This window comes from Algibacter pectinivorans (genome assembly GCF_900112595.1).
Taxonomy (GTDB): domain Bacteria; phylum Bacteroidota; class Bacteroidia; order Flavobacteriales; family Flavobacteriaceae; genus Algibacter_B; species Algibacter_B pectinivorans.
Map to the genome: position 1 here is coordinate 135,989 of NZ_FOMI01000005.1, position 18,867 is coordinate 154,855.

The window sequence follows — 18,867 nt, forward strand, 5'->3', positions numbered from 1 at the left end:
AAATATAATTATTTTATCGATAAAACATGTCTTTTCATCGATAAATTACATATTAGGTCGATGATTCTTTGGGAATATCCTGTTTCATTGTCGTACCAACCTATAATTTTTACCATATTTCCTATTACTGAGGTCATTTGTGCATCAAAAATACAAGAGTGTGGGTTTCCAACTATATCAATTGAAACAATAGGGTCTTCGGTATATTCTATTATATCTTTATAGTTTATGTCTGCAGCCAATTTAAAGGCAGTATTAACATCTCCTATACTTACCGTTTTTTTTACATTAAATGTAATATCTGTTAACGAACCATTTATTACTGGAACTCTAATACCACAACCACCTATAACATTTGATAACGCCGGAAAAATTTTTGTTAATGCTTTTGCAGCACCTGTTGTTGTAGGTACTATAGATTGACTTGCAGCTCTAGCTCGTCTTAAATCTCTATGGGGTTGGTCGTGTAAACTTTGGTCGGTAGTGTAGGAGTGTACCGTTGTAATATACGCTTGATTTATACCGCACAATTTATTGATTACATCAATCATTGGAGCCGCATTATTTGTTGTGCACGATGCGTTTGATATTATAGTTTCTGTCCCATCAATACTGGAGTCATTTACACCTAGCACTATGGTTTTTATGTCATCTTCTAAAGGAGGTACACTTAAAACAACTTGTTTGGCGCCATTGGTTATATGACATTGCAAATCGGTAGTTGTTTTAAATTTCCCGGTTGCTTCTATTACAAAATCGATATTAAAAGGTTTCCAATTAATACGACTTGGGTGGTTCTCATTTAATAGCGTAATATGGTTTTGGTTTACCGTAATACTGTTTTCATTATGCGAGATATCTGCATTAAAAACGCCGTGTACACTATCATATTTAAGTAAATGGCTTAGCGTTTTAGCATCGGCTAAGTCGTTAATAGCAACAACCCGAATAGTTTCATGGTTTTGTAGTAGTTTAAAAACGCGTCTACCAATTCTGCCAAAACCATTTATGGCAACATTAATCATATTTTAATTTATGTGTTTTTGTGCCTTGTAAGACGACCTTACTAATGCGCTACTTTCAACATGACGGAACCCTAATTCTAATCCAATTTCTTCGTATTCTTTAAATTGGTCTGGATTAATAAATTGTTTTACGGGTAAATGCTTTTTACTAGGTTGTAAATATTGGCCAATCGTTACCACATCAACATCATTAGCTTTAAGGTCGTGAAGTGTTTCAATTACTTCTTCTCTCGTTTCGCCTAAACCAAGCATTATGCCAGATTTTGTTCTGCGCTGTCCTTGTTGTTTTAAATACTTTAACACGCCCATGCTACGATCGTATTGTGCTTGTATTCTAACCTCGCGTGTTAATCTGCGTACGGTTTCAATGTTATGAGATACCACTTCTGGAGCAACCTCTATAATTCTATCAATATGTTTTTCAATACCTTGAAAATCTGGAATAAGTGTTTCAAGTGTTGTTTTTGGGTTCATTCGTCTAACCGATTTAACAGTTTCGGCCCACATTATGCTTCCCATGTCTTTTAAATCATCACGATCAACACTTGTTAAAACAGCGTGTTTTATCTGCATGATTTTTATAGATCGTGCTACTTTTTCCGGCTCGTCCCAATCAACGGTTTCTGGTCGTCCTGTTTTTACACCGCAAAATCCGCAAGAGCGCGTACAAACGTTTCCTAAAATCATAAACGTGGCAGTACCTTCGCCCCAACACTCACCCATATTTGGGCAACTTCCCGAAGTACAAATGGTATTTAAGCTATATTTATCAACTAAACCTCTTAACTCGGTGTATTTTTTTCCTGTTGGAAGTTTTACACGTAGCCATTTTGGTTTGGCTATTCGTTCTGGTAATATATTCGATTTTGTTTCGGTATTCATATCTGTAAAATGTAGATAACAAAGATACAAAGTATTCTTTTAAATAATGGTCATATCTTGGCATGCTAACCCTAGGTGTTTAAATTTATATAAATGCCAAAAGGTGCTGAAGGATTCCTAAGTTTAAGCTTAATTATACTTAGGCAGTGTACTGTTGCATACGGGCTTTATTATTTACCTCTAATTATTTCGGCTAAAAGCTTTTTTGCCCTTAGTAATTTAACTTTTACATTACTCATGGGCTCGTTAAGTTCTGTCGAAATTTCCTTATAACTATACTCTTGGAAATACCGTAAGTTTATGATTTCTTGATAGTGAGGTTTCAACTTTTTAATGTCGCGTAATAATTTGGCTAAATTTTGGTCGGTAATTAATTTGTCTTCTGCGGAAGGTGTTTCATCTAAAACCTGAAATAGCTCTCGGTTATCTTTTGATATTATCTGTGAAATAGAGTTTTTTTCTTTTCGTAATAAATCGATATGAATATTCTTCGAAATGGTTATTAACCATGTTTTAAAGGTGTAGTTTTCATCGAAGGTATTAATCTTATCGAATGCTTTAGAGAAGGTTTGGATGGTAATATCCTCTGCATCATTTTCATTTTCTGTTCGCTTTAATTGAAAACCATAAACGTTATCCCAATAAGTATCTAATAAGTAATTAAATGCTTTTTGGTCATTATTTTTAGCTCGCAAGATAGCTTCCTCTATTTCCAATGATTAGGTTTTGATATTATATTAGTTATAAATATACTTAATTGTGCAATAATTAAAAAGATTTCTAAAAAAGGAAGTATTAGTAATAAATCTGTTTCTCCTAATTTTTTCGATGCCACTCCTAAAATTATATATTGAGTTACAATTCTAAAAAGCAATAAACCTAGTACAATTTGCCAATTAAATAATGGTATTAATAAAGTTAGTGCAAATAGCCAAAATAAAAAAGCCGATACGTATAAAAGTGTAAGCAACACTTTGTGTTTCATTTTATAATGTTTGGCGGTAGACACATGCCGTCTTTTTTGCTTAAACCAATTTTTAAAGGTTGTTTTTGGTATGGATTCTGTAAAACTATTTTTGTTAAAACTAATAGCTGTATTTTGTGATGTAGCGATTTGATTAATAAATAAATCGTCGTCTCCAGATCTAATTTTAATATGGTTTATAAAACCATTAGCATCAAAAAAAGATTTTTTTGTATATGCCAAGTTACGCCCAACGCCCATATAAGGTAATCCTATTTTTGCAAACGAAAAATAGTTTATAGCGGTACTAAAAGTTTCGAAACGTATAAGTTTGTTTAATAGGGAGTTTTTAATTTTTTTATAGGCGCCATAGCCTAAAACAATCGACTTTTTGCTGCTAAAATGAGCTGTCATGTCTTGTATCCAATATTTTGAAATCGGTTTGCAATCGGCATCGGTAAATAGTAGATAATCGTTTTTTGCAGCCTTTATGCCTAAGGTTAATGCATATTTTTTGTTTCCCCAAAAGGCTTCAATGCTTTTTACATTAACTATTTTAATATTGCTATGTAAGCTAGAAAAATGCTCGATTACATCTAGTGTGTTATCTGAGGAGGCATCATTAATTAAAACTATTTCAAAATCACTGTAGTTTTGATTTATGACCGATGGTAAATTTTTTTTTAAGTTTTCGGCTTCGTTTTTAGCACATATTATTACCGAAACCGCTAAGTTTTTAGTTGTGCTTTTATTTTGTTTAAGGAATGCAAATCTCCCAAATATAAAAAGGTAAAATATAACTTGAATAATTACTACGGTTGTAAAACCATAGAATACAAAATCAAGAACCCCCATAAAGTCTTATGAATGTTGAGGTTCGTTGCAATCGCCAAATTGGTCTGGGGTTTTTCCACAAAAACCACAAGATTCACCTTCTTTATTTAGCATAGGGTTTTGGCTAGCGCATGTTCCGGCAAATTTACCGTCTTTTTTAGCCCAAATTTTAATGGCTATTCCAGCTATTCCTAATCCTAAAAGTAAAATGGTTATTAATAAGAGTTTCATTGAGAGTGTTTATGTATAAATCTATGGACAAAGATAAGATTTTTGTTTAAAGTTTTAAGAAGAAACATTGTGTAAAATTAATATGATATCTAGCTATTAAAATTGTTAAACTATAGTTGGAGCAAAAACTATTTTTTAAATTTTAAGTATAATAGAAAAGCCTCATTTTAAAATATAAAATGAGGCTTAAGTATTTGCAATAAATTGTAATTTAGTGTAAACTAATTTGTGCTACAGAGTTTTCTGTTGATGCTACGGCATTACCGTCTTTAGGTTCAATGGTTATACTTAATGCAAGAGCATCCTCCATATACGGTATGTTTCTTAATTTTCTATCTGCTTTATCTAAAATACCTAGGCTTACCATTTTACCTTGTAGCTCTGCCCAAATTTGGTAGCACTGTTCTTCTGGTAATTCTGGTAAAGAAACCACATCTATCATCGATGTTTTTTCTTTAGGGTTGATATAAGCAACAGTTTTTAAGTCTTTAGCACGTTCATTCCCTTTAATAATATATTTTTCAGTTTCAGGGTTGTTAAGCTTTAAAAGTTGTCTCATTACTTTATCCAACATCTCATTGTTTTTTGCAATGTCGCTTCTTAAGTCTTCAATTTCTGCATCTACTACTACGCTGTCGTTTTGTAATTTTTGATTTTGATCGTAAAAGTAAGTTGCAGATCCTGCAAAAATTAATGCTGCAACGCTTGCTGCAATACTAAGCTTAAACCATGTTTTATGCTTTTTTGGACTATTTAATTTAACAACAGGTGTATCGTCTAGCTCATCTAGAATGGAATTTAGAAGGGCTTTAGGTGCTTCTACAGCATGCGTTTTTGCAACTACTTCTAGGTTATGCTGCATCATGTTGTAGTTGTTTTCGATTTCTGGGTATCTTGCGATAAAAGACTCCACCATTTCTGCTTCTGCAGGAGTGGTTTCACCTAATAGATATTTGTCTAATAGGCCAGAACTTAAAAAAGTATTTATTTTCTCATTCATGACTTTGGTTATTGAGGGTCGTAAATTTTCTTTAATTCACGTAACCCTATTTTTAATCTTGATTTTATGGTTCCCAATGGGATTTCTAATTCGTCGCTAGCTTCTTGCTGCGTCATGCCCTCAAAAAAGAGCGCGTTAATCACTATTTGGTATTTTGTATCTAAGCTACTTAAATGTTTTTTTATATCCAAAACATCCTGATTTAGTTCGTTGGATGTTACTTTATATACGGTTGAAGTTTCCATTTGGACTTCATTATTCGTTTTATTCTTTTGTGATCGAATTTTATCTATAGCAGAGTTATAGGCAATTCTATAAAGCCAGGTAAATAATTTTGCTTTACTAGCATCGTATTTTTTTGCGTAGCGCCAAATTTTCACAAAGGTTTCTTGAAGCACGTCTTGCGCCGTATCTTCATCCTCAATAACTTTTTTTATTACACCCAATAAGGCATCAGCATAGTTCTCGTAAAGCAAACTAATTGCTTTCTTGTCGCTATTTTGTAGTAAAGTAACTATTTGCTTTTCTATTGGTGAAATCAAGACGGCTGGTTTTTGTAAGTCCTTTTAGTGGCTAATTATTTATCAAAGTTAGAAATTTCTTTTGTATTATATGATATTTACTTCTGCTTCAATCGAAATTCCAAAAATTCGCAGTACGGTTTTCTGTATTAATTTAGAAAGATTTAATATATCTGTACCCTTTGCATCGCCATAATTAACAAGGACCAGTGCTTGTTTTTTATGTACACCATAGTTTCCAAACGATTTGCCTTTAAAACCTGCCTTTTCTATTAACCAGCCTGCAGGAACTTTAATTTCTTCTTCAGAAATAGGGTAACTTGGTATGTCTTTAAAATTTTCAAGCAACGTATTAAAATGGGCAGTTGAGATTACTGGGTTTTTAAAAAAGCTACCGCTATTACCAATCTCCTTTGGGTTTGGTAATTTGCTCTCTCTAATACTTATTACCGCTTTTGATACATCGTGTATGGTAGGTTTGCCAACCTCCATGGCTTCTAGTTGCGCTGTAATTGCGCCATAGTTAATACTTAAGTGGTGTTTTTTTTTAGAAAGTTTAAAATTAACATTAGTAATAACGTACTGTCCTTTGGCTTCCTGTTTAAATACCGAATTTCTATAACCAAAATTGCATTCTGATTTAGAAAAAGTTTTTAAGGTTTGTGTCCTTAGCTCTAAGGCTTCGCAAGACTGAAAAACATCTTTTAGTTCTACGCCATATGCTCCAATGTTTTGAATGGGAGCAGTACCTACATTACCTGGAATTAAAGATAGATTTTCAATACCACCAAAATTATTATTAATACACCAAAGTACAAATTCATGCCAGTTTTCTCCGGCATGGGCTTGCACTGTTACTGTATTTTCATTTTCAGAAATAATGGCGATACCTTTTAAATTAATATGAATAACAAGGCCATCAAAATCTTGAGTTAACAACATGTTGCTGCCTCCTCCTAAAAAAAGTTTGTTGAGGTGATTGTTTAAGGATAAAACTTCTTTTAAATCTTCTAAATTACTTACCGATACAAAGTGTTTTGCCTTAGCATCAATGCCAAAAGTATTGTACGGTTTTAATGATATGTTATTTTGTATTTGCACTAGTCTTTGTAAACTTTTAAAGCTTCCTTTAAAATATAAACAGCTTTAATTAAGCTCTCTTTATCAAGTACGTAAGCAATTCTAATTTGGTTTGCTCCTATACCTGGTGTAGAGTAAAATCCATCGGCAGGAGCTACCATTACGGTTTCATTATTTATATGGAACTCTTCTAAAAGCCATTTTGCAAAATGATCGGCGTTTTTAATAGGTAGTTCTACAATGCAATAAAAGGCCCCTTTAGGTTTGGCAACTTTTATGCCTTTAATGGTATTAAGTTCTTTAATAAGTAAATCTCTACGTCCTACATATTCTGCAATAACCTCATCAAAATAACTTTGTGGCGTATCTAGAGCAGCTTCACTAGCTATTTGTGCATAAGTTGGAGGGCTTAATCTAGCCTGAGCAAATTTAAGAAACGTTTCTCTAACCAGTTTGTTTTTAGTAACTAAGCAGCCCACACGAGCACCACACATACTGTAGCGTTTTGAAACCGAATCTATAACCACGGCATGTTCATCAATATTCGTTTCTTCCATTATAGAATGATGTTTGTGCCCATCATAAACGAACTCTCTATATACTTCGTCTGCAACTAAAAATAAATCGTGTTTAACAGCAAGCGCCGCAAGTTGTTCTATTTCTTCTTTGGAATATAAGTAACCAGTAGGGTTTCCAGGGTTACATATTAAAATGGCTTTTGTTTTTGGGGTAATTAATTTTTCAAAAGCCTTAACAGATGGTAAAGCAAAATTATCATTAATATCACACACAGCAGGAACTACTTTAACTCCAGAAGCCGTAGAAAAAGCTATATAGTTAGCGTAAAATGGTTCAGAAATAATAACTTCATCTCCCGGATCCATTGTGCTACTAAATAGGAAAAGTAAAGCTTCACTTGCTCCTGTGGTAACTATAATGTCTTCGTATGTAACGTTAATATTATGACCGTTATAGTATTTTGCTAATTTTTTTCTATAAGTGTCGGAACCCTCGGACCTTGAATACGATAAAATTTCAATATCGTTCTTTTTAACTGCATTTAATGCAACTTCTGGTGTTTTAATATCAGGCTGTCCAATATTTAAATGGTATATACTTTTACCATTTTTTATAGCTTCTTCTGCATAAGGAACAAGCTTTCGAATTGGTGAAGCAGGCATATCGTGCCCCTTTTTAGATATTGTTGGCATTTATTTTGTTTTTGAGTACAAATTTTATAAAAAAAATATTAATTTATTCAAAAAAATGTAGGTAAATAATGGTGCTAAGCTAAAGATTTGTAAATTGATTATGCTATTAATTGGTTTAATGATTAATAATAAATTTAAATTTGTAGTTTTTACCATTATATAAACCAAGTTTACCTATTCTTGTTTTAAATTAAAAGTCTCTTAAACAGTTATCTTAAGTGAGGTTTTAGGATTAAGAACTTCTTTTTTTAAATAGACCACTAGTTTTTTTTTAGTAATATAAAACGATACTGACTTTGATATGCTATTTTTAAGAATAGCTTTAAGTTTAGCTTTCCATTAGTAAATGTTTTTATTTTATTGTTAAAGTTATAGTAAAAAAAAAGCTTGAACCTATTAGGTTCAAGCTTTTTAAATAGTGTTTTAAGTTTTATTTTTCTACAATACTTTTTTCTGTTTTTTCAAGCACACTAGCTTTACTTGTGTCTACAACTAAACCTTTAATTTTTAAGGCTACAGTTGGTGTATCAGCGTTAGACATTACAGTAATGGTTTTTCTAATAGGGTTTACTCTATTAGTATCGTACTTAACTTTTATTTCACCTGTTTTTCCTGGCATTATTGGACCGTCTGGTTTAGAAGGTACTGTACAGCCACAAGATGATTTTACATTAGATATAATTAGTGGCTCATCTCCTGTATTTGTAAATTCAAATACACGAACTCCGTCTGCACCTTTCTCTATAGTTCCATAATCAATGGTTTCTGCTTTAAATTCAATTTTTGCTTGAGCATTTAAACCAAAACTTATTAATCCGATAAATAAAATTGTAATTAATTGTTTCATGATTTTATCTTTTTTTATGTGTTCTTAATTTTTAAAGCCTAATAATTAATTGGGCGTTGTGTTAATTTTAGTTCTAAAACCTTGCCAAACATACTTACTTTTACTATTATCTGCAAAAATAATAGACGTAATGCGTAAGTGTTAACATATTTAACAGGGTTAAAAGTACATATAACATTTTTATATCAATGTTTAATAAGTGTTAAAATTAGTTGATTTTCAACTTTTCAATTACCACATATAGTTTTTATAGAAAAAGAAATATGAGTACTTTTGCACATCAATATTCAAAAACTATTCCAAAGCATGCAAATCCCATCAAAATATGATGCAAATCAGGTAGAAAGTAAATGGTACGACTACTGGATGAAACACAATTATTTTCATTCAACACCAGATGAAAGAGAGCCTTACACTATAGTAATACCGCCACCAAACGTTACCGGTGTGCTGCACATGGGGCACATGCTTAACAATACCATACAGGATGTACTTATACGTCGTGCACGATTATTAGGTAAAAATGCATGTTGGGTTCCAGGTACAGATCATGCATCTATAGCCACAGAGGCCAAAGTAGTTGCTAAGTTAAAGGAGCAAGGTATTGATAAAAATGATTTGTCTCGCGATGAGTTTTTAAAACACGCCTGGGATTGGACCCACGAGTATGGCGGTGTTATTCTAGAACAGCTTAAAAAATTAGGATGTTCTTGCGATTGGGACAGAACAAAATTCACCATGGACGACGACATGAGTGAAGCTGTAATAAAGGTTTTTGTCGATTTATACGAAAAAGGCATGATTTATCGTGGTTACCGTATGGTAAACTGGGATCCTGAGGCTAAAACAACCTTGTCTGACGAGGAAGTAATACATGAAGAGCGTCAAGGTAACCTTTACTATTTAGAATATAAAATTGAGGGAAGTTCTGATACGCTAACCATTGCAACTACACGTCCTGAAACGATTTTTGGAGATACAGCAATATGTATTAATCCAGAAGACGAGCGTTTTTCTCACTTACGTGGAAAGAAAGCCATTGTACCTATTTGTAATCGTGTTATTCCTATTATTGAAGACGAATATGTAGATGTGGAGTTTGGTACAGGGTGTTTAAAAGTAACACCTGCACACGATGAAAACGATAAGAACCTTGGCGATAAGCATAAGTTAGAAGTTATAGATATTTTTAATGAAGATGCCTCTTTAAATAGCTTCGGGATGCATTATGAAGGTAAAGATCGTTTTGTAGTAAGAAAGGAAATAGCTAAAGAATTAGAAGACAATGGTGTTTTAATTAAAACGGAAACACATATAAATAAAGTAGGAACATCCGAAAGAACTAAGGCTGTTATTGAGCCACGCTTAAGCGACCAATGGTTTTTAAAAATGGAAGAGTTAGTAAAACCTGCCATTAAGTCGGTTTTAGAAGATCATGATATTAAATTGTTCCCAAAAAAGTTCGAGAATACCTATCGCCATTGGATGGAAAATATTCGCGACTGGAACATTTCGCGTCAGTTAATGTGGGGGCAACAAATTCCTGCATATTTCTATGGCGACGGAAAAGAAGATTTTGTAGTAGCCGAAAATATCCATATTGCGTTAGATTTAGCAAGAGTGAAAACAAAAAATCTTGCCTTAACCGAAAAAGATTTGCGACAAGACAGTGATGCACTCGATACGTGGTTCTCATCTTGGTTATGGCCAATGAGCGTTTTTGATGGTATTCGAAATCCTGAAAACGAAGAAATTAAATATTATTATCCAACCAACGATTTGGTAACAGGTCCAGACATTTTGTTTTTCTGGGTGGCACGTATGATTATTGCTGGATATGAATATAAAGATGAAAAGCCTTTTCAAAATGTTTACTTAACAGGTTTAGTTCGCGATAAGCAACGCCGTAAAATGAGTAAATCTTTAGGGAATTCTCCTGATGCTTTAAAACTTATAGAAGAATATGGTGCCGATGGTGTTCGTGTTGGATTATTATTAAGTTCTGCAGCAGGAAATGATTTAATGTTCGATGAGGCACTTTGCCAACAAGGAAAAGGTTTCGGGAATAAAATTTGGAATGCCTTCCGTTTAATTCAAGGTTGGGAAATTGATGAGGCTATACAGCAACCAGAAACAGCAAAAGTAGGGTTGGAGTGGTATGAAGCTAAGTTTCAAAAGGCTTTAGTTGATATTGAAGATCATTTTAGTAAATATAGACTTAGCGATGCTTTAATGTCTATTTATAAATTAATCATGGACGATTTTTCTTCATGGTTATTAGAAATTATTAAGCCAGCTTATCAAAAACCAATTGATGCAAAAACGTATGCATCGGTTATTGAAGCTTTCGAAAATAATTTGAAAGTATTGCATCCGTTTATGCCATTCCTTTCGGAAGAAATTTGGCAGTATATTTCTGAACGTACACCAGAAGAAGCTTTAATTGTTTCTAGATGGCCAGAAGCTAAACCAATTAACGAGGCCTTAATTACCGAGTTTGAATTTGCATCTGAAGTTATTTCGGGCATCAGAAACATTCGTAAACAAAAAAATATAGCTTTTAAAGATGCTATTTCTTTTTCAGTAATAAATAATGAAAAATCGAATACAACATTTAATGGTGTTATAGCTAAACTAGGAAATCTAGAAGGTATCGAAACTGTTTCTGAAGCTATTGAAGGTGCATTAACCTTTAGGGTAAAATCCAACGAATACTTTATTCCAATGGTTGGTGCTATTGATGTTGAGGCAGAAATCAAGAAATTAACCGAAGAGCTTAATTATACTGAAGGATTCTTAAAATCGGTACAAAAGAAACTTTCTAACGAGCGTTTTGTAGCCGGAGCACCAGAGCAAGTCGTAGCCAGCGAAAAAAAGAAAGAAGCCGATGCTTTAGCTAAAATAGAAACTTTAAAAACGAGTTTAGCTAGCTTAGGTTAGTTTTAAGCTTATACGTAAAAACTTAATTTTATATATATTGCAAACAGCCATGGTATTTTAAACACTATGGCTGTTTTAATTTAAAAGATTTAGTTTTAAATCTTCTCTTAAATTATAAGGTTGCTTATTAAATACGTTTTTAAAATAAGTTTCAAATAGTCCGCTGTATTTTAAATTAGATATGTTGGCATCAAATGTATTTGGGTAGTAATAATCCTTAATTTTATTAGTAAAACCTCCTTTTTTGTAGAGGTAAGAAAGCGAAGTGTTTAGGACCATAATTTCTTCAAAATTATTAAAGCTAGTTTTACCACGCATTTTATATAGCGCATTGTATTCTGGTAGGGCGGAGTGAGCATAATCAATATAGTTATGCAGCATTTCATGCAAAATACTTTCAACTAACCCCTCTTTTAAATATTCTATTCTGTTTTTATTGGCGGTACTATTACCATAAATAGGTTTGCTCCCTAAGTTTAAATGCCCTAAAATGTTTTCGCTATCAATATTTACAATAGCAATATTTCTGTATAAATCTATAGTTTTATTGGTGTCTGCATAGCCATCTAAAATTAAATACAATCTGTTTGATGCAATGGCCGAAGGATTTTTGTTAAAACCTATCCAAATAGCTTGGTTGGTATTTAAGTAATTAAAACCAGCACTTGGCATTGGCTTTGGACCAAACATAGTATTTTTAATTAATCGGTTATAGGCTTGGGGATATCTGTATTTTAGAATGTTAATGGCCCGTAATGCGTAGTATACATTTTGTTGACTAACGGTATCATTTGTTTCAGTTGAAATATAAAAGTAATCATACTTAAAAACGTGAAGCTTTTTGTTTAATTCCGGAGCTTTTTGGTTAGTAATTTGGTTTTTAGAAAAAAGCTTTAAGGTGTTAGGGTGTATGTATCCTAGATAATGTAATGTCTTTTCATTAAAAGGAACCTCCATATTAGTTACTAAAGCGCCGTTGTTTATTTGGGTTTGGATACTTGTATTTATTTTGGTTTCAATTTCTATTTCCGAAAAGTTTTGTTGTTCCATTACTTCTGGATTCAACTCATATAAGTTGTGGTTTTGCCATTGCTTTTCGGGTAGGCTTATTTTGTTTTTACACGATATTTGAAGGCATAAAATAGGGAGGAGTATGAATAGAATGTTTTTCAAAATCAAGTTGTAATAAAGTGTAGGGTTTTACTACGTTTAAAATCTAGTTTAAGAAGCTAGAAAAACTACTATTCTCTATATAAAAAGTAATTTGTTACTAAATCAATGTAGGCTTGTTTAGCTTCATCTTCAGCAAGACCCTTGGCCTGAAATAAAGCGTTTGTTTTAAACGCATTAATTATTTCTTTTTTGCTTTTTGGGCGTCCATAGTCGTTAGTCGCTTTTTTGTAATACGCGTATAACTTTAAAAGCGTATCCGCAGGAAAGGGCTCTTTATGTGCATTTACTCGAGCTACGGCTTCTTGAAATTCTATGTCTAAATTATTACTACTCATTAATTTCTGCAATAATACTTTCGCCTCCTTTAACTTTTTGGTTTAACGCTACCTTAATTTTAGTGTCTAAAGGTAAATATAAATCTACGCGCGACCCAAATTTTATAAATCCAGATTCACCACCTTGAACTGCATTGTCACCAACCTTGGCGTAATTTACTATACGTTTAGCTAAAGCTCCTGCTATTTGTCTGTGTAACACTTTACCGTATGTTTTATTTTCAACAACTACTGTGGTACGCTCGTTTTCTTCACTAGCTTTAGGATGCCACGCTACTAAATATTTACCAGGGTGATATTTGCTAAAAACGACGTTTCCTCCAATAGGGTATCGCGTAACGTGAACATTTATTGGAGACATAAATACGCTAACTTGTAATCGTTTTTCTTTAAAATATTCTTTTTCAAAAACTTCTTCAATAACAACTACTTTACCATCTACTGGCGAAATAACTTGGCCATCGTTAAGTTGTGTGTGTCTTTTTGGGTTTCTAAAAAACTGAAGAATTAGTATTAAAAACACCAATAAAGCAAGCATAATTATGGTTTTTAGCCACGTAATTTCTATAAAACTATCGGTTAACAAATAACCGCCTACAACAATAAGTAGGGTAATAACTATAATTTTATGACCTTCTTTATGAAACATAATTCAAAATTCTTAAAAATAAATATATAAATGGCGCTGCAAAAAATATACTGTCTAGTCTATCTAATAATCCACCATGACCGGGCATTATTACACCACTATCTTTAACGTTTGCTTGTCTTTTAAATTTAGATTCTATTAAATCGCCTAAAGTACCAAATACACTAATAATAATACTTAGTATTAACCAATTTGTAGTCCCTAATGTGTGTGTAAAGGTAGCAATAAAATAACTTGCTACACACGAAAAAAATAATCCACCAAGAAACCCTTCAACTGTTTTTTTAGGAGATATAACTTCAAAAAGTTTTTGTTTGCCAAAATTTTTACCAACTAGATATGCAAAGGAATCGTTAACCCAAACAAGAATAAATGTTCCTAAAACAATACTAGGGTTGTAATTTTCGTAATGGTTGGCTATTAAAATTAAAAAAACAAAGGCACTGGATACATAAAATGTGGTAAGTAAATAGCGTTTAGTAGCAAATAAAGGAATACTACGAGTTGAAAATAAATCTTTTATTAAAAACAGGTTTACAAATATTGAAAGTACCATAAGGATTTGTACCGCTTCGGTTAATCCTTCGTGTGTATTTAAAACGGGTTCCCAGTACGCGAAAACACCATAGAGTAAAACAAATATAAAATATGGGGTATAGCTTTTTAAATTAATTAGCTTTTTAAATTCGCCTAAGCAAATGATGCCAAACGCAAAGAAAAGACCAATTAAAGCTTGTTCGAAACATAAACAAATAAGTAACAATGAAACATAGATTATTCCAGAAATTGATCGTGTCAGTGTTTCTTTCATTCTATAAGTCTTCTAAAAGTAGTAGGTATAGGTTTTTTGCGCTACTTCCATAGCTTAAAAAATCTTTTTTATCTCCAGATTTAAAATGCTTTATTGTTGTAATGTTCGTTGGGATTTTTTGCTTGTTTTTAGACTTTATACCTCGTAAACCTTCTCCAATATTATCTACAATTTGACTTGTTGTAGCAAATACAATAAAGTTAAAAGGTAATTCAGGAAGTTTCTTTTCGAAAATTTGTTTTGATGAAATTAAAAGCGAACCATCATTAGCAATTAAGTTTTCGCAGGTTGTTAAGAAAAAAGTAGCCTCATTTAATTTTTTAGTAGGTAATAAATTAGAGTTTTTAAACTTAGCTGTTAATTCGGCGTCTAATAAAAGAACTTGTTCTTCTTGCCACTCATTTTCTTCAATAATATACTCTAAAGTTTTGTAAATTTCATTTAAGTTTTCGCAATACAGAAACTTACCGCCATTATCTTTAAAGTTTATAGTAAACCTTTCGTCTATTGGTAGTTTAATTTCGGGCATATATTTGCCTCTATTGTCAGATTTTAATTCTTCCTCTGATCGTGTAGATTTAGAACCAAAAATTTTTCTAAAAAGACTCATTTAATGTGTTGCTATTAACTTATATTTCGATGAGGTTCATCAAATATAAAAAATCTTAAATTAACCCTGCGATTAATTTAAGATTTTTACCAAATGCTTAACAATTCAAGATGTTTTGAGTGTTATTCCTCTTCGTCTTTAGTTGTTTCTATTGTATTTACAGCTACTTCTTTTTCAAAAGGTCGCTTTCCAAATATTTTTTCAAGATTGTCTTTAAAAATAACTTCTTTTTCTAGTAGGACTTCGGCAAGTTCTGTAAGCTTATCTTTATTTGCTTCTAGCAACTCTATGGCGCGTTGGTACTGCTTTTCAATGATATCTGAAATTTCTCTATCAATTAATTCTGCAGTTTGTTCGCTGTATGGTTTAGAAAAACCGTATTCATTTTGTCCCGAAGAATCGTAATAGGTAAGATTTCCAACCTTATCGCTAAGACCATAAATGGTAACCATGGCTCTAGCTTGTTTTGTTACTTTTTCTAAATCGCTTAATGCGCCAGTTGAAATTTTATTGAAAATCACTTTTTCGGCAGCACGACCACCTAAAGCAGCACACATTTCGTCTAGCATTTGCTCTGGGCGCACTATTAAACGTTCTTCTGGTAAATACCATGCAGCTCCTAATGAACGGCCACGAGGTACAATAGTTACCTTAACTAACGGAGCGGCATGCTCTAACATCCAACTTGTAACGGCGTGTCCAGCTTCGTGGAATGCCACAGCGCGTTTTTCGCTTGGCGTTATTATTTTGTTTTTCTTTTCTAAACCTCCAATAATTCTATCTACAGCGTCTAAGAAATCTTGTTTATCTACAGCTTTCTTTCCGTTTCTAGCGGCAATTAAGGCAGCCTCATTACAAACATTTGCTATATCTGCACCAGAGAAACCAGGCGTTTGTTTAGATAAGAAATCTAAATCTAAGTTTTTTGCCTTTTTTAAAGGGCGTAAATGCACTTCAAAAATTTCTTCACGTTCGCGAACATCTGGTAAATCAACAAAAATTTGTCTGTCAAAACGACCAGCACGCATTAGTGCTTTATCTAAAATATCGGCTCTGTTGGTAGCAGCAATTACAATAACATTGGTATTAGTACCAAAACCATCCATTTCGGTTAATAATTGGTTTAATGTGTTTTCGCGCTCGTCGTTACTTCCAGACATAGCATTTTTACCTCTTGCACGACCAATAGCATCAATTTCATCAATAAAAATGATTGACGGCGATTTTTCTTTAGCTTGCTTAAATAAATCTCTAACACGAGATGCACCAACACCCACAAACATTTCTACAAAATCTGAACCAGACAAAGAGAAGAAAGGTACTTTAGCTTCGCCTGCAACAGCTTTAGCCAATAAGGTTTTACCTGTTCCTGGAGGTCCTACAAGTAGGGCGCCTTTTGGAATTTTACCACCAAGAGTTGTGTATTTTTCTGGAAATTTAAGGAAGTCTACAATTTCTTGCACCTCTTCCTTAGCGCCTTCTAAACCAGCAACATCTTTAAAGCTTGTTTTAACTTCTGTGTTTTGGTCAAAAAGTTTTGCTTTAGATTTTCCAATGTTGAAAATCTGACCTCCCGTGCCTCCACCAGCACCACCAGACATTCGACGCATAATAAAGATCCAAACTCCAATTAATAGTATAAATGGTAGTATACCCATTAAAAAATTACCCCAGTCGTTTGTTTCGGTATCAAAAGTAACTATAGGTTTATTTGCTAGATTTGTAGTTTTTTCATTTAACTGATTTTCAAAGTTTTGAAGATCACCAAATTCAAATCTGTAATTAGGTAAAACTGTAGCAGAAGGAATAAATGTTTGAGGTTTAGAGTTTTTATGAATTTCTTTTTCTAAAGCTTCATTAGTTAGGTATACCTTAGCTACGCGGGTATTTTTAATAATATCAATACGCGATACATCGCCAGCTTCTAAATACTTAAAAAAGTCTGAGGGCGTGGTTTTATTTGCGTCTTGATAATTTGCGCCACTAAATAATTGATACCCTAGAAAAAGGGCTATTAGTATACCATAAATCCAGTATGGACTAAATTTTGGCTTTTTATCTTTTAAATTTTTCTTTTCGTTTGCCATTTGTTTTTTTTAGTAACTCGTTTCTATAACTGTAGTTTTTGCATCTCCCCATAGACTTTCAATATCATAATACTCTCTAATATGTTTTTGAAATACATGCACTACAACATTTACATAATCAATTAATACCCATTCTGCATTATCTGCACCTTCGGTATGCCAAGGATTATCTTTAAGAGTTTTACTTACTTTCTTTTGGATAGAATTTACAATAGCGTTTACCTGCGTATTTGAAGTTCCCTCGCAAATAATAAAGTAATCGCAAACCGTGTTTTCAATTTCCCTTAAATCTAGAATATTAATTTCTTTTCCTTTAACATCTTCAATCCCACTGATTATTACAGATATTAATTGGTCTGCGCTTATTTTTTCTTTCGCCATTAAATATAATTAATTTGTGCAAAGTTATTATTTTTTTAGTTCTTTATACTTTAAAATTTTCATAAGATTTTAGTGTATTGTTAATAACCTTTATATGCGTATAGTCAAACTTAATGCCATCGATTCAACTAATAACTATTTAAAGGCTTTAGGAAGCACTGAATTTATTAGTGATTTTACTGTAGTTACAGCAAAAAATCAAACAGAAGGAAAGGGGCAAAGAGGTTCTGTTTGGAGTTCTGAGGCTAGTAAGAATCTTATGTTTAGTGTATTTAAAGATTTATCGAGTATGCCTTTAGAGCATCCATTTTATATTAGTATGATAACGTCGTTGGCACTTTTAAACACTTTAAAATCCTTTGAAATTCCTAAATTAAGTGTGAAATGGCCTAACGACATTTTGTCAGCAAACAAGAAAATATGTGGCGTTTTAATAGAAAATGTCATAAAACAGAATAAAATTAATGCTTCAATTATAGGAATTGGGTTAAATGTGAATCAAACAAGCTTCGAAAATTTACCTAGAGCCTCGTCATTAAAAAACATTGCAAATAAAAATTTTGATATGGACGAGATCCTTAAGGTTATACTTAGTAACCTTAAAGCATATTTTTTGCTTTTAGAAGCAGGAAAATATGAAAGTATAAAAGAGGAGTATGAAGCGCAACTATTTAGAAAAAATAAACCTTCAACATTTAAAAATGCTGAAGGTCTTATGTTTTTAGGTGTTATTAAAAGTGTTTCTGATACTGGCTATCTTCAAGTGTTATTAGAAGATGATATATTGAAACCTTTCGATTTAAAAGAAATCACCCTTTTATATTAAATAGATTTCGGGATACTAGTTACCAATGTTTCAATAAATTTTGTAATAGGACTTTTAATCATCATAGCCATCATAGGATTAAAATCGCCGTTAAAATCTAGTTTAACCTCGCTAGTTTCGGGATCTATTTGTTCTATATTAGCTATTAGCGAAAAATCTATTTTTCCTCCAGCAGCACCTAAAACAATTTTATTAGGAGGTATTACTTCTTTCTTTTTTAGCACGATTTCTGGCATTCCTTTTAAGGCAAATAAGAATTTATCTTCGCTTAAAACCTCAAACTTACTTATGTTTTCAGGCATTAAAGATTCAAAGTTTTTTATATCGGATAGAAAGTTAAACACATCTTCTGGAGATTTTTTAACGCTTATTTTAGGGGATTCTAGATTCATAGTATATATTGATGTTATTGGTAAAGTTGCTTGGTTACTAATCTAAACGATTTTACAACTTAACAATA

Annotated in this window: 20 protein-coding genes; 2 read left to right on the forward strand and 18 right to left on the reverse strand. The window is 32.5% G+C overall.

The features are described from left to right. Positions 1–8 precede the first annotated feature (8 nt). The 10 genes from gap to BMY96_RS09165 all read right to left on the reverse strand — a co-directional run bounded on the left by gap (position 9) and on the right by BMY96_RS09165 (position 8,595). Positions 9–1,025, reverse strand: a complete 1,017-nt coding sequence (gene gap, locus BMY96_RS09120) for a type I glyceraldehyde-3-phosphate dehydrogenase (protein ID WP_092851482.1) — start codon at positions 1,023–1,025, stop codon at positions 9–11. Positions 1,026–1,028: 3 nt separating this feature from the next. Continuing rightward, complete coding sequence (gene lipA / locus BMY96_RS09125) at positions 1,029–1,907, reverse strand: lipoyl synthase (protein WP_092851484.1); 879 nt, start codon at positions 1,905–1,907, stop codon at positions 1,029–1,031. 170 nt (positions 1,908–2,077) lie between these two features. Further along, on the reverse strand, positions 2,078–2,623 hold the full coding sequence (locus BMY96_RS09130) for an RNA polymerase sigma factor (RefSeq protein ID WP_092851485.1): 546 nt from the start codon (positions 2,621–2,623) through the stop codon (positions 2,078–2,080). Beyond that, a complete protein-coding gene (locus BMY96_RS09135; protein ID WP_092851486.1) occupies positions 2,614–3,726 on the reverse strand; it encodes a glycosyltransferase in 1,113 nt (370 codons plus the stop codon). The genes BMY96_RS09130 and BMY96_RS09135 overlap by 10 nt, the downstream gene beginning before the upstream one ends. A 6-nt stretch (positions 3,727–3,732) precedes the next feature. Then, positions 3,733–3,936 carry a membrane or secreted protein gene (locus tag BMY96_RS09140; protein WP_092851487.1) on the reverse strand — a complete coding sequence of 68 codons (204 nt, stop codon included), beginning with the start codon at positions 3,934–3,936 and terminating at the stop codon, positions 3,733–3,735. Between the two features lie 211 nt (positions 3,937–4,147). Then, entirely contained in the window at positions 4,148–4,936 is a 789-nt protein-coding gene (locus BMY96_RS09145) for an anti-sigma factor (RefSeq protein ID WP_092851489.1), read from the reverse strand. 8 nt (positions 4,937–4,944) lie between these two features. Then, the gene (locus BMY96_RS09150; protein WP_092851490.1) at positions 4,945–5,478 is read right to left on the reverse strand and encodes an RNA polymerase sigma factor; all 534 of its coding nucleotides are present in this window, start codon (positions 5,476–5,478) and stop codon (positions 4,945–4,947) included. Between the two features lie 66 nt (positions 5,479–5,544). Beyond that, positions 5,545–6,558 (reverse strand): UDP-N-acetylmuramate dehydrogenase, encoded by a 1,014-nt coding sequence (murB, locus tag BMY96_RS09155; RefSeq protein ID WP_092851491.1) that lies wholly within the window; start codon positions 6,556–6,558, stop codon positions 5,545–5,547. After that, on the reverse strand, positions 6,558–7,748 hold the full coding sequence (locus BMY96_RS09160) for a pyridoxal phosphate-dependent aminotransferase (protein WP_092851492.1): 1,191 nt from the start codon (positions 7,746–7,748) through the stop codon (positions 6,558–6,560). Before BMY96_RS09160 ends, murB begins: the two co-directional genes overlap by 1 nt. A 430-nt stretch (positions 7,749–8,178) precedes the next feature. Continuing rightward, a complete protein-coding gene (locus BMY96_RS09165; protein ID WP_092851493.1) occupies positions 8,179–8,595 on the reverse strand; it encodes a DUF1573 domain-containing protein in 417 nt (138 codons plus the stop codon). Positions 8,596–8,901: 306 nt separating this feature from the next. Here BMY96_RS09165 and BMY96_RS09170 point away from each other — a divergent pair, with 306 nt between their 5' ends. After that, positions 8,902–11,535, forward strand: a complete 2,634-nt coding sequence (locus BMY96_RS09170; RefSeq protein WP_092851495.1) for a valine--tRNA ligase — start codon at positions 8,902–8,904, stop codon at positions 11,533–11,535. Positions 11,536–11,610: 75 nt separating this feature from the next. Here BMY96_RS09170 and BMY96_RS09175 read toward each other — a convergent pair whose 3' ends face one another. The 7 genes from BMY96_RS09175 to rsfS form a co-directional block, all read right to left on the reverse strand. After that, entirely contained in the window at positions 11,611–12,708 is a 1,098-nt protein-coding gene (locus BMY96_RS09175; RefSeq protein WP_139205235.1) for a hypothetical protein, read from the reverse strand. A gap of 68 nt (positions 12,709–12,776) precedes the next feature. Then, entirely contained in the window at positions 12,777–13,043 is a 267-nt protein-coding gene (locus BMY96_RS09180) for an acyl-CoA-binding protein (RefSeq protein ID WP_092851500.1), read from the reverse strand. Beyond that, positions 13,036–13,692, reverse strand: coding sequence for a phosphatidylserine decarboxylase family protein (locus BMY96_RS09185; protein ID WP_092851502.1), 657 nt, complete (start codon positions 13,690–13,692; stop codon positions 13,036–13,038). Before BMY96_RS09185 ends, BMY96_RS09180 begins: the two co-directional genes overlap by 8 nt. Next, on the reverse strand, positions 13,682–14,503 hold the full coding sequence (locus tag BMY96_RS09190) for a phosphatidate cytidylyltransferase (RefSeq protein WP_092851504.1): 822 nt from the start codon (positions 14,501–14,503) through the stop codon (positions 13,682–13,684). The genes BMY96_RS09185 and BMY96_RS09190 overlap by 11 nt, the downstream gene beginning before the upstream one ends. Before the next feature lies 1 nt (position 14,504). After that, a complete protein-coding gene (locus tag BMY96_RS09195; RefSeq protein WP_092851505.1) occupies positions 14,505–15,113 on the reverse strand; it encodes an LUD domain-containing protein in 609 nt (202 codons plus the stop codon). Positions 15,114–15,235: 122 nt separating this feature from the next. Then, positions 15,236–17,200, reverse strand: a complete 1,965-nt coding sequence (gene ftsH, locus BMY96_RS09200; protein ID WP_092851506.1) for an ATP-dependent zinc metalloprotease FtsH — start codon at positions 17,198–17,200, stop codon at positions 15,236–15,238. Between the two features lie 9 nt (positions 17,201–17,209). Beyond that, positions 17,210–17,581, reverse strand: coding sequence for a ribosome silencing factor (rsfS, locus tag BMY96_RS09205; RefSeq protein WP_092851508.1), 372 nt, complete (start codon positions 17,579–17,581; stop codon positions 17,210–17,212). A 94-nt stretch (positions 17,582–17,675) separates the two neighbouring features. Between rsfS and BMY96_RS09210 the strand changes: the two genes are divergently transcribed. Continuing rightward, positions 17,676–18,407, forward strand: coding sequence for a biotin--[acetyl-CoA-carboxylase] ligase (locus BMY96_RS09210; RefSeq protein WP_092851510.1), 732 nt, complete (start codon positions 17,676–17,678; stop codon positions 18,405–18,407). On the opposite strand, the gene BMY96_RS09215 is transcribed toward BMY96_RS09210, so the two are convergent. Continuing rightward, positions 18,404–18,799, reverse strand: a complete 396-nt coding sequence (locus BMY96_RS09215; protein ID WP_092851511.1) for an SRPBCC family protein — start codon at positions 18,797–18,799, stop codon at positions 18,404–18,406. The genes BMY96_RS09210 and BMY96_RS09215 overlap by 4 nt on opposite strands. Between the last annotated feature and the right edge of the window lie 68 nt (positions 18,800–18,867).

What these genes read in the sequence shown, in the direction of transcription:
- rsfS (WP_092851508.1), bottom strand. Translation starts at nt 17,581, where the DNA reads ATGGCGAAAGAAAAAATAAGCGCAGACCAATTAATATCTGTAATAATC.
- BMY96_RS09185 (WP_092851502.1), bottom strand. Translation starts at nt 13,692, where the DNA reads ATGTTTCATAAAGAAGGTCATAAAATTATAGTTATTACCCTACTTATT.
- ftsH (WP_092851506.1), bottom strand. Translation starts at nt 17,200, where the DNA reads ATGGCAAACGAAAAGAAAAATTTAAAAGATAAAAAGCCAAAATTTAGT.
- BMY96_RS09135 (WP_092851486.1), bottom strand. Translation starts at nt 3,726, where the DNA reads ATGGGGGTTCTTGATTTTGTATTCTATGGTTTTACAACCGTAGTAATT.
- lipA (WP_092851484.1), bottom strand. Translation starts at nt 1,907, where the DNA reads ATGAATACCGAAACAAAATCGAATATATTACCAGAACGAATAGCCAAA.
- BMY96_RS09195 (WP_092851505.1), bottom strand. Translation starts at nt 15,113, where the DNA reads ATGAGTCTTTTTAGAAAAATTTTTGGTTCTAAATCTACACGATCAGAG.
- BMY96_RS09180 (WP_092851500.1), bottom strand. Translation starts at nt 13,043, where the DNA reads ATGAGTAGTAATAATTTAGACATAGAATTTCAAGAAGCCGTAGCTCGA.
- BMY96_RS09215 (WP_092851511.1), bottom strand. Translation starts at nt 18,799, where the DNA reads ATGAATCTAGAATCCCCTAAAATAAGCGTTAAAAAATCTCCAGAAGAT.
- BMY96_RS09140 (WP_092851487.1), bottom strand. Translation starts at nt 3,936, where the DNA reads ATGAAACTCTTATTAATAACCATTTTACTTTTAGGATTAGGAATAGCT.
- BMY96_RS09210 (WP_092851510.1), top strand. Translation starts at nt 17,676, where the DNA reads ATGCGTATAGTCAAACTTAATGCCATCGATTCAACTAATAACTATTTA.
- BMY96_RS09190 (WP_092851504.1), bottom strand. Translation starts at nt 14,503, where the DNA reads ATGAAAGAAACACTGACACGATCAATTTCTGGAATAATCTATGTTTCA.
- gap (WP_092851482.1), bottom strand. Translation starts at nt 1,025, where the DNA reads ATGATTAATGTTGCCATAAATGGTTTTGGCAGAATTGGTAGACGCGTT.
- BMY96_RS09165 (WP_092851493.1), bottom strand. Translation starts at nt 8,595, where the DNA reads ATGAAACAATTAATTACAATTTTATTTATCGGATTAATAAGTTTTGGT.
- BMY96_RS09170 (WP_092851495.1), top strand. Translation starts at nt 8,902, where the DNA reads ATGCAAATCCCATCAAAATATGATGCAAATCAGGTAGAAAGTAAATGG.
- BMY96_RS09145 (WP_092851489.1), bottom strand. Translation starts at nt 4,936, where the DNA reads ATGAATGAGAAAATAAATACTTTTTTAAGTTCTGGCCTATTAGACAAA.
- BMY96_RS09160 (WP_092851492.1), bottom strand. Translation starts at nt 7,748, where the DNA reads ATGCCAACAATATCTAAAAAGGGGCACGATATGCCTGCTTCACCAATT.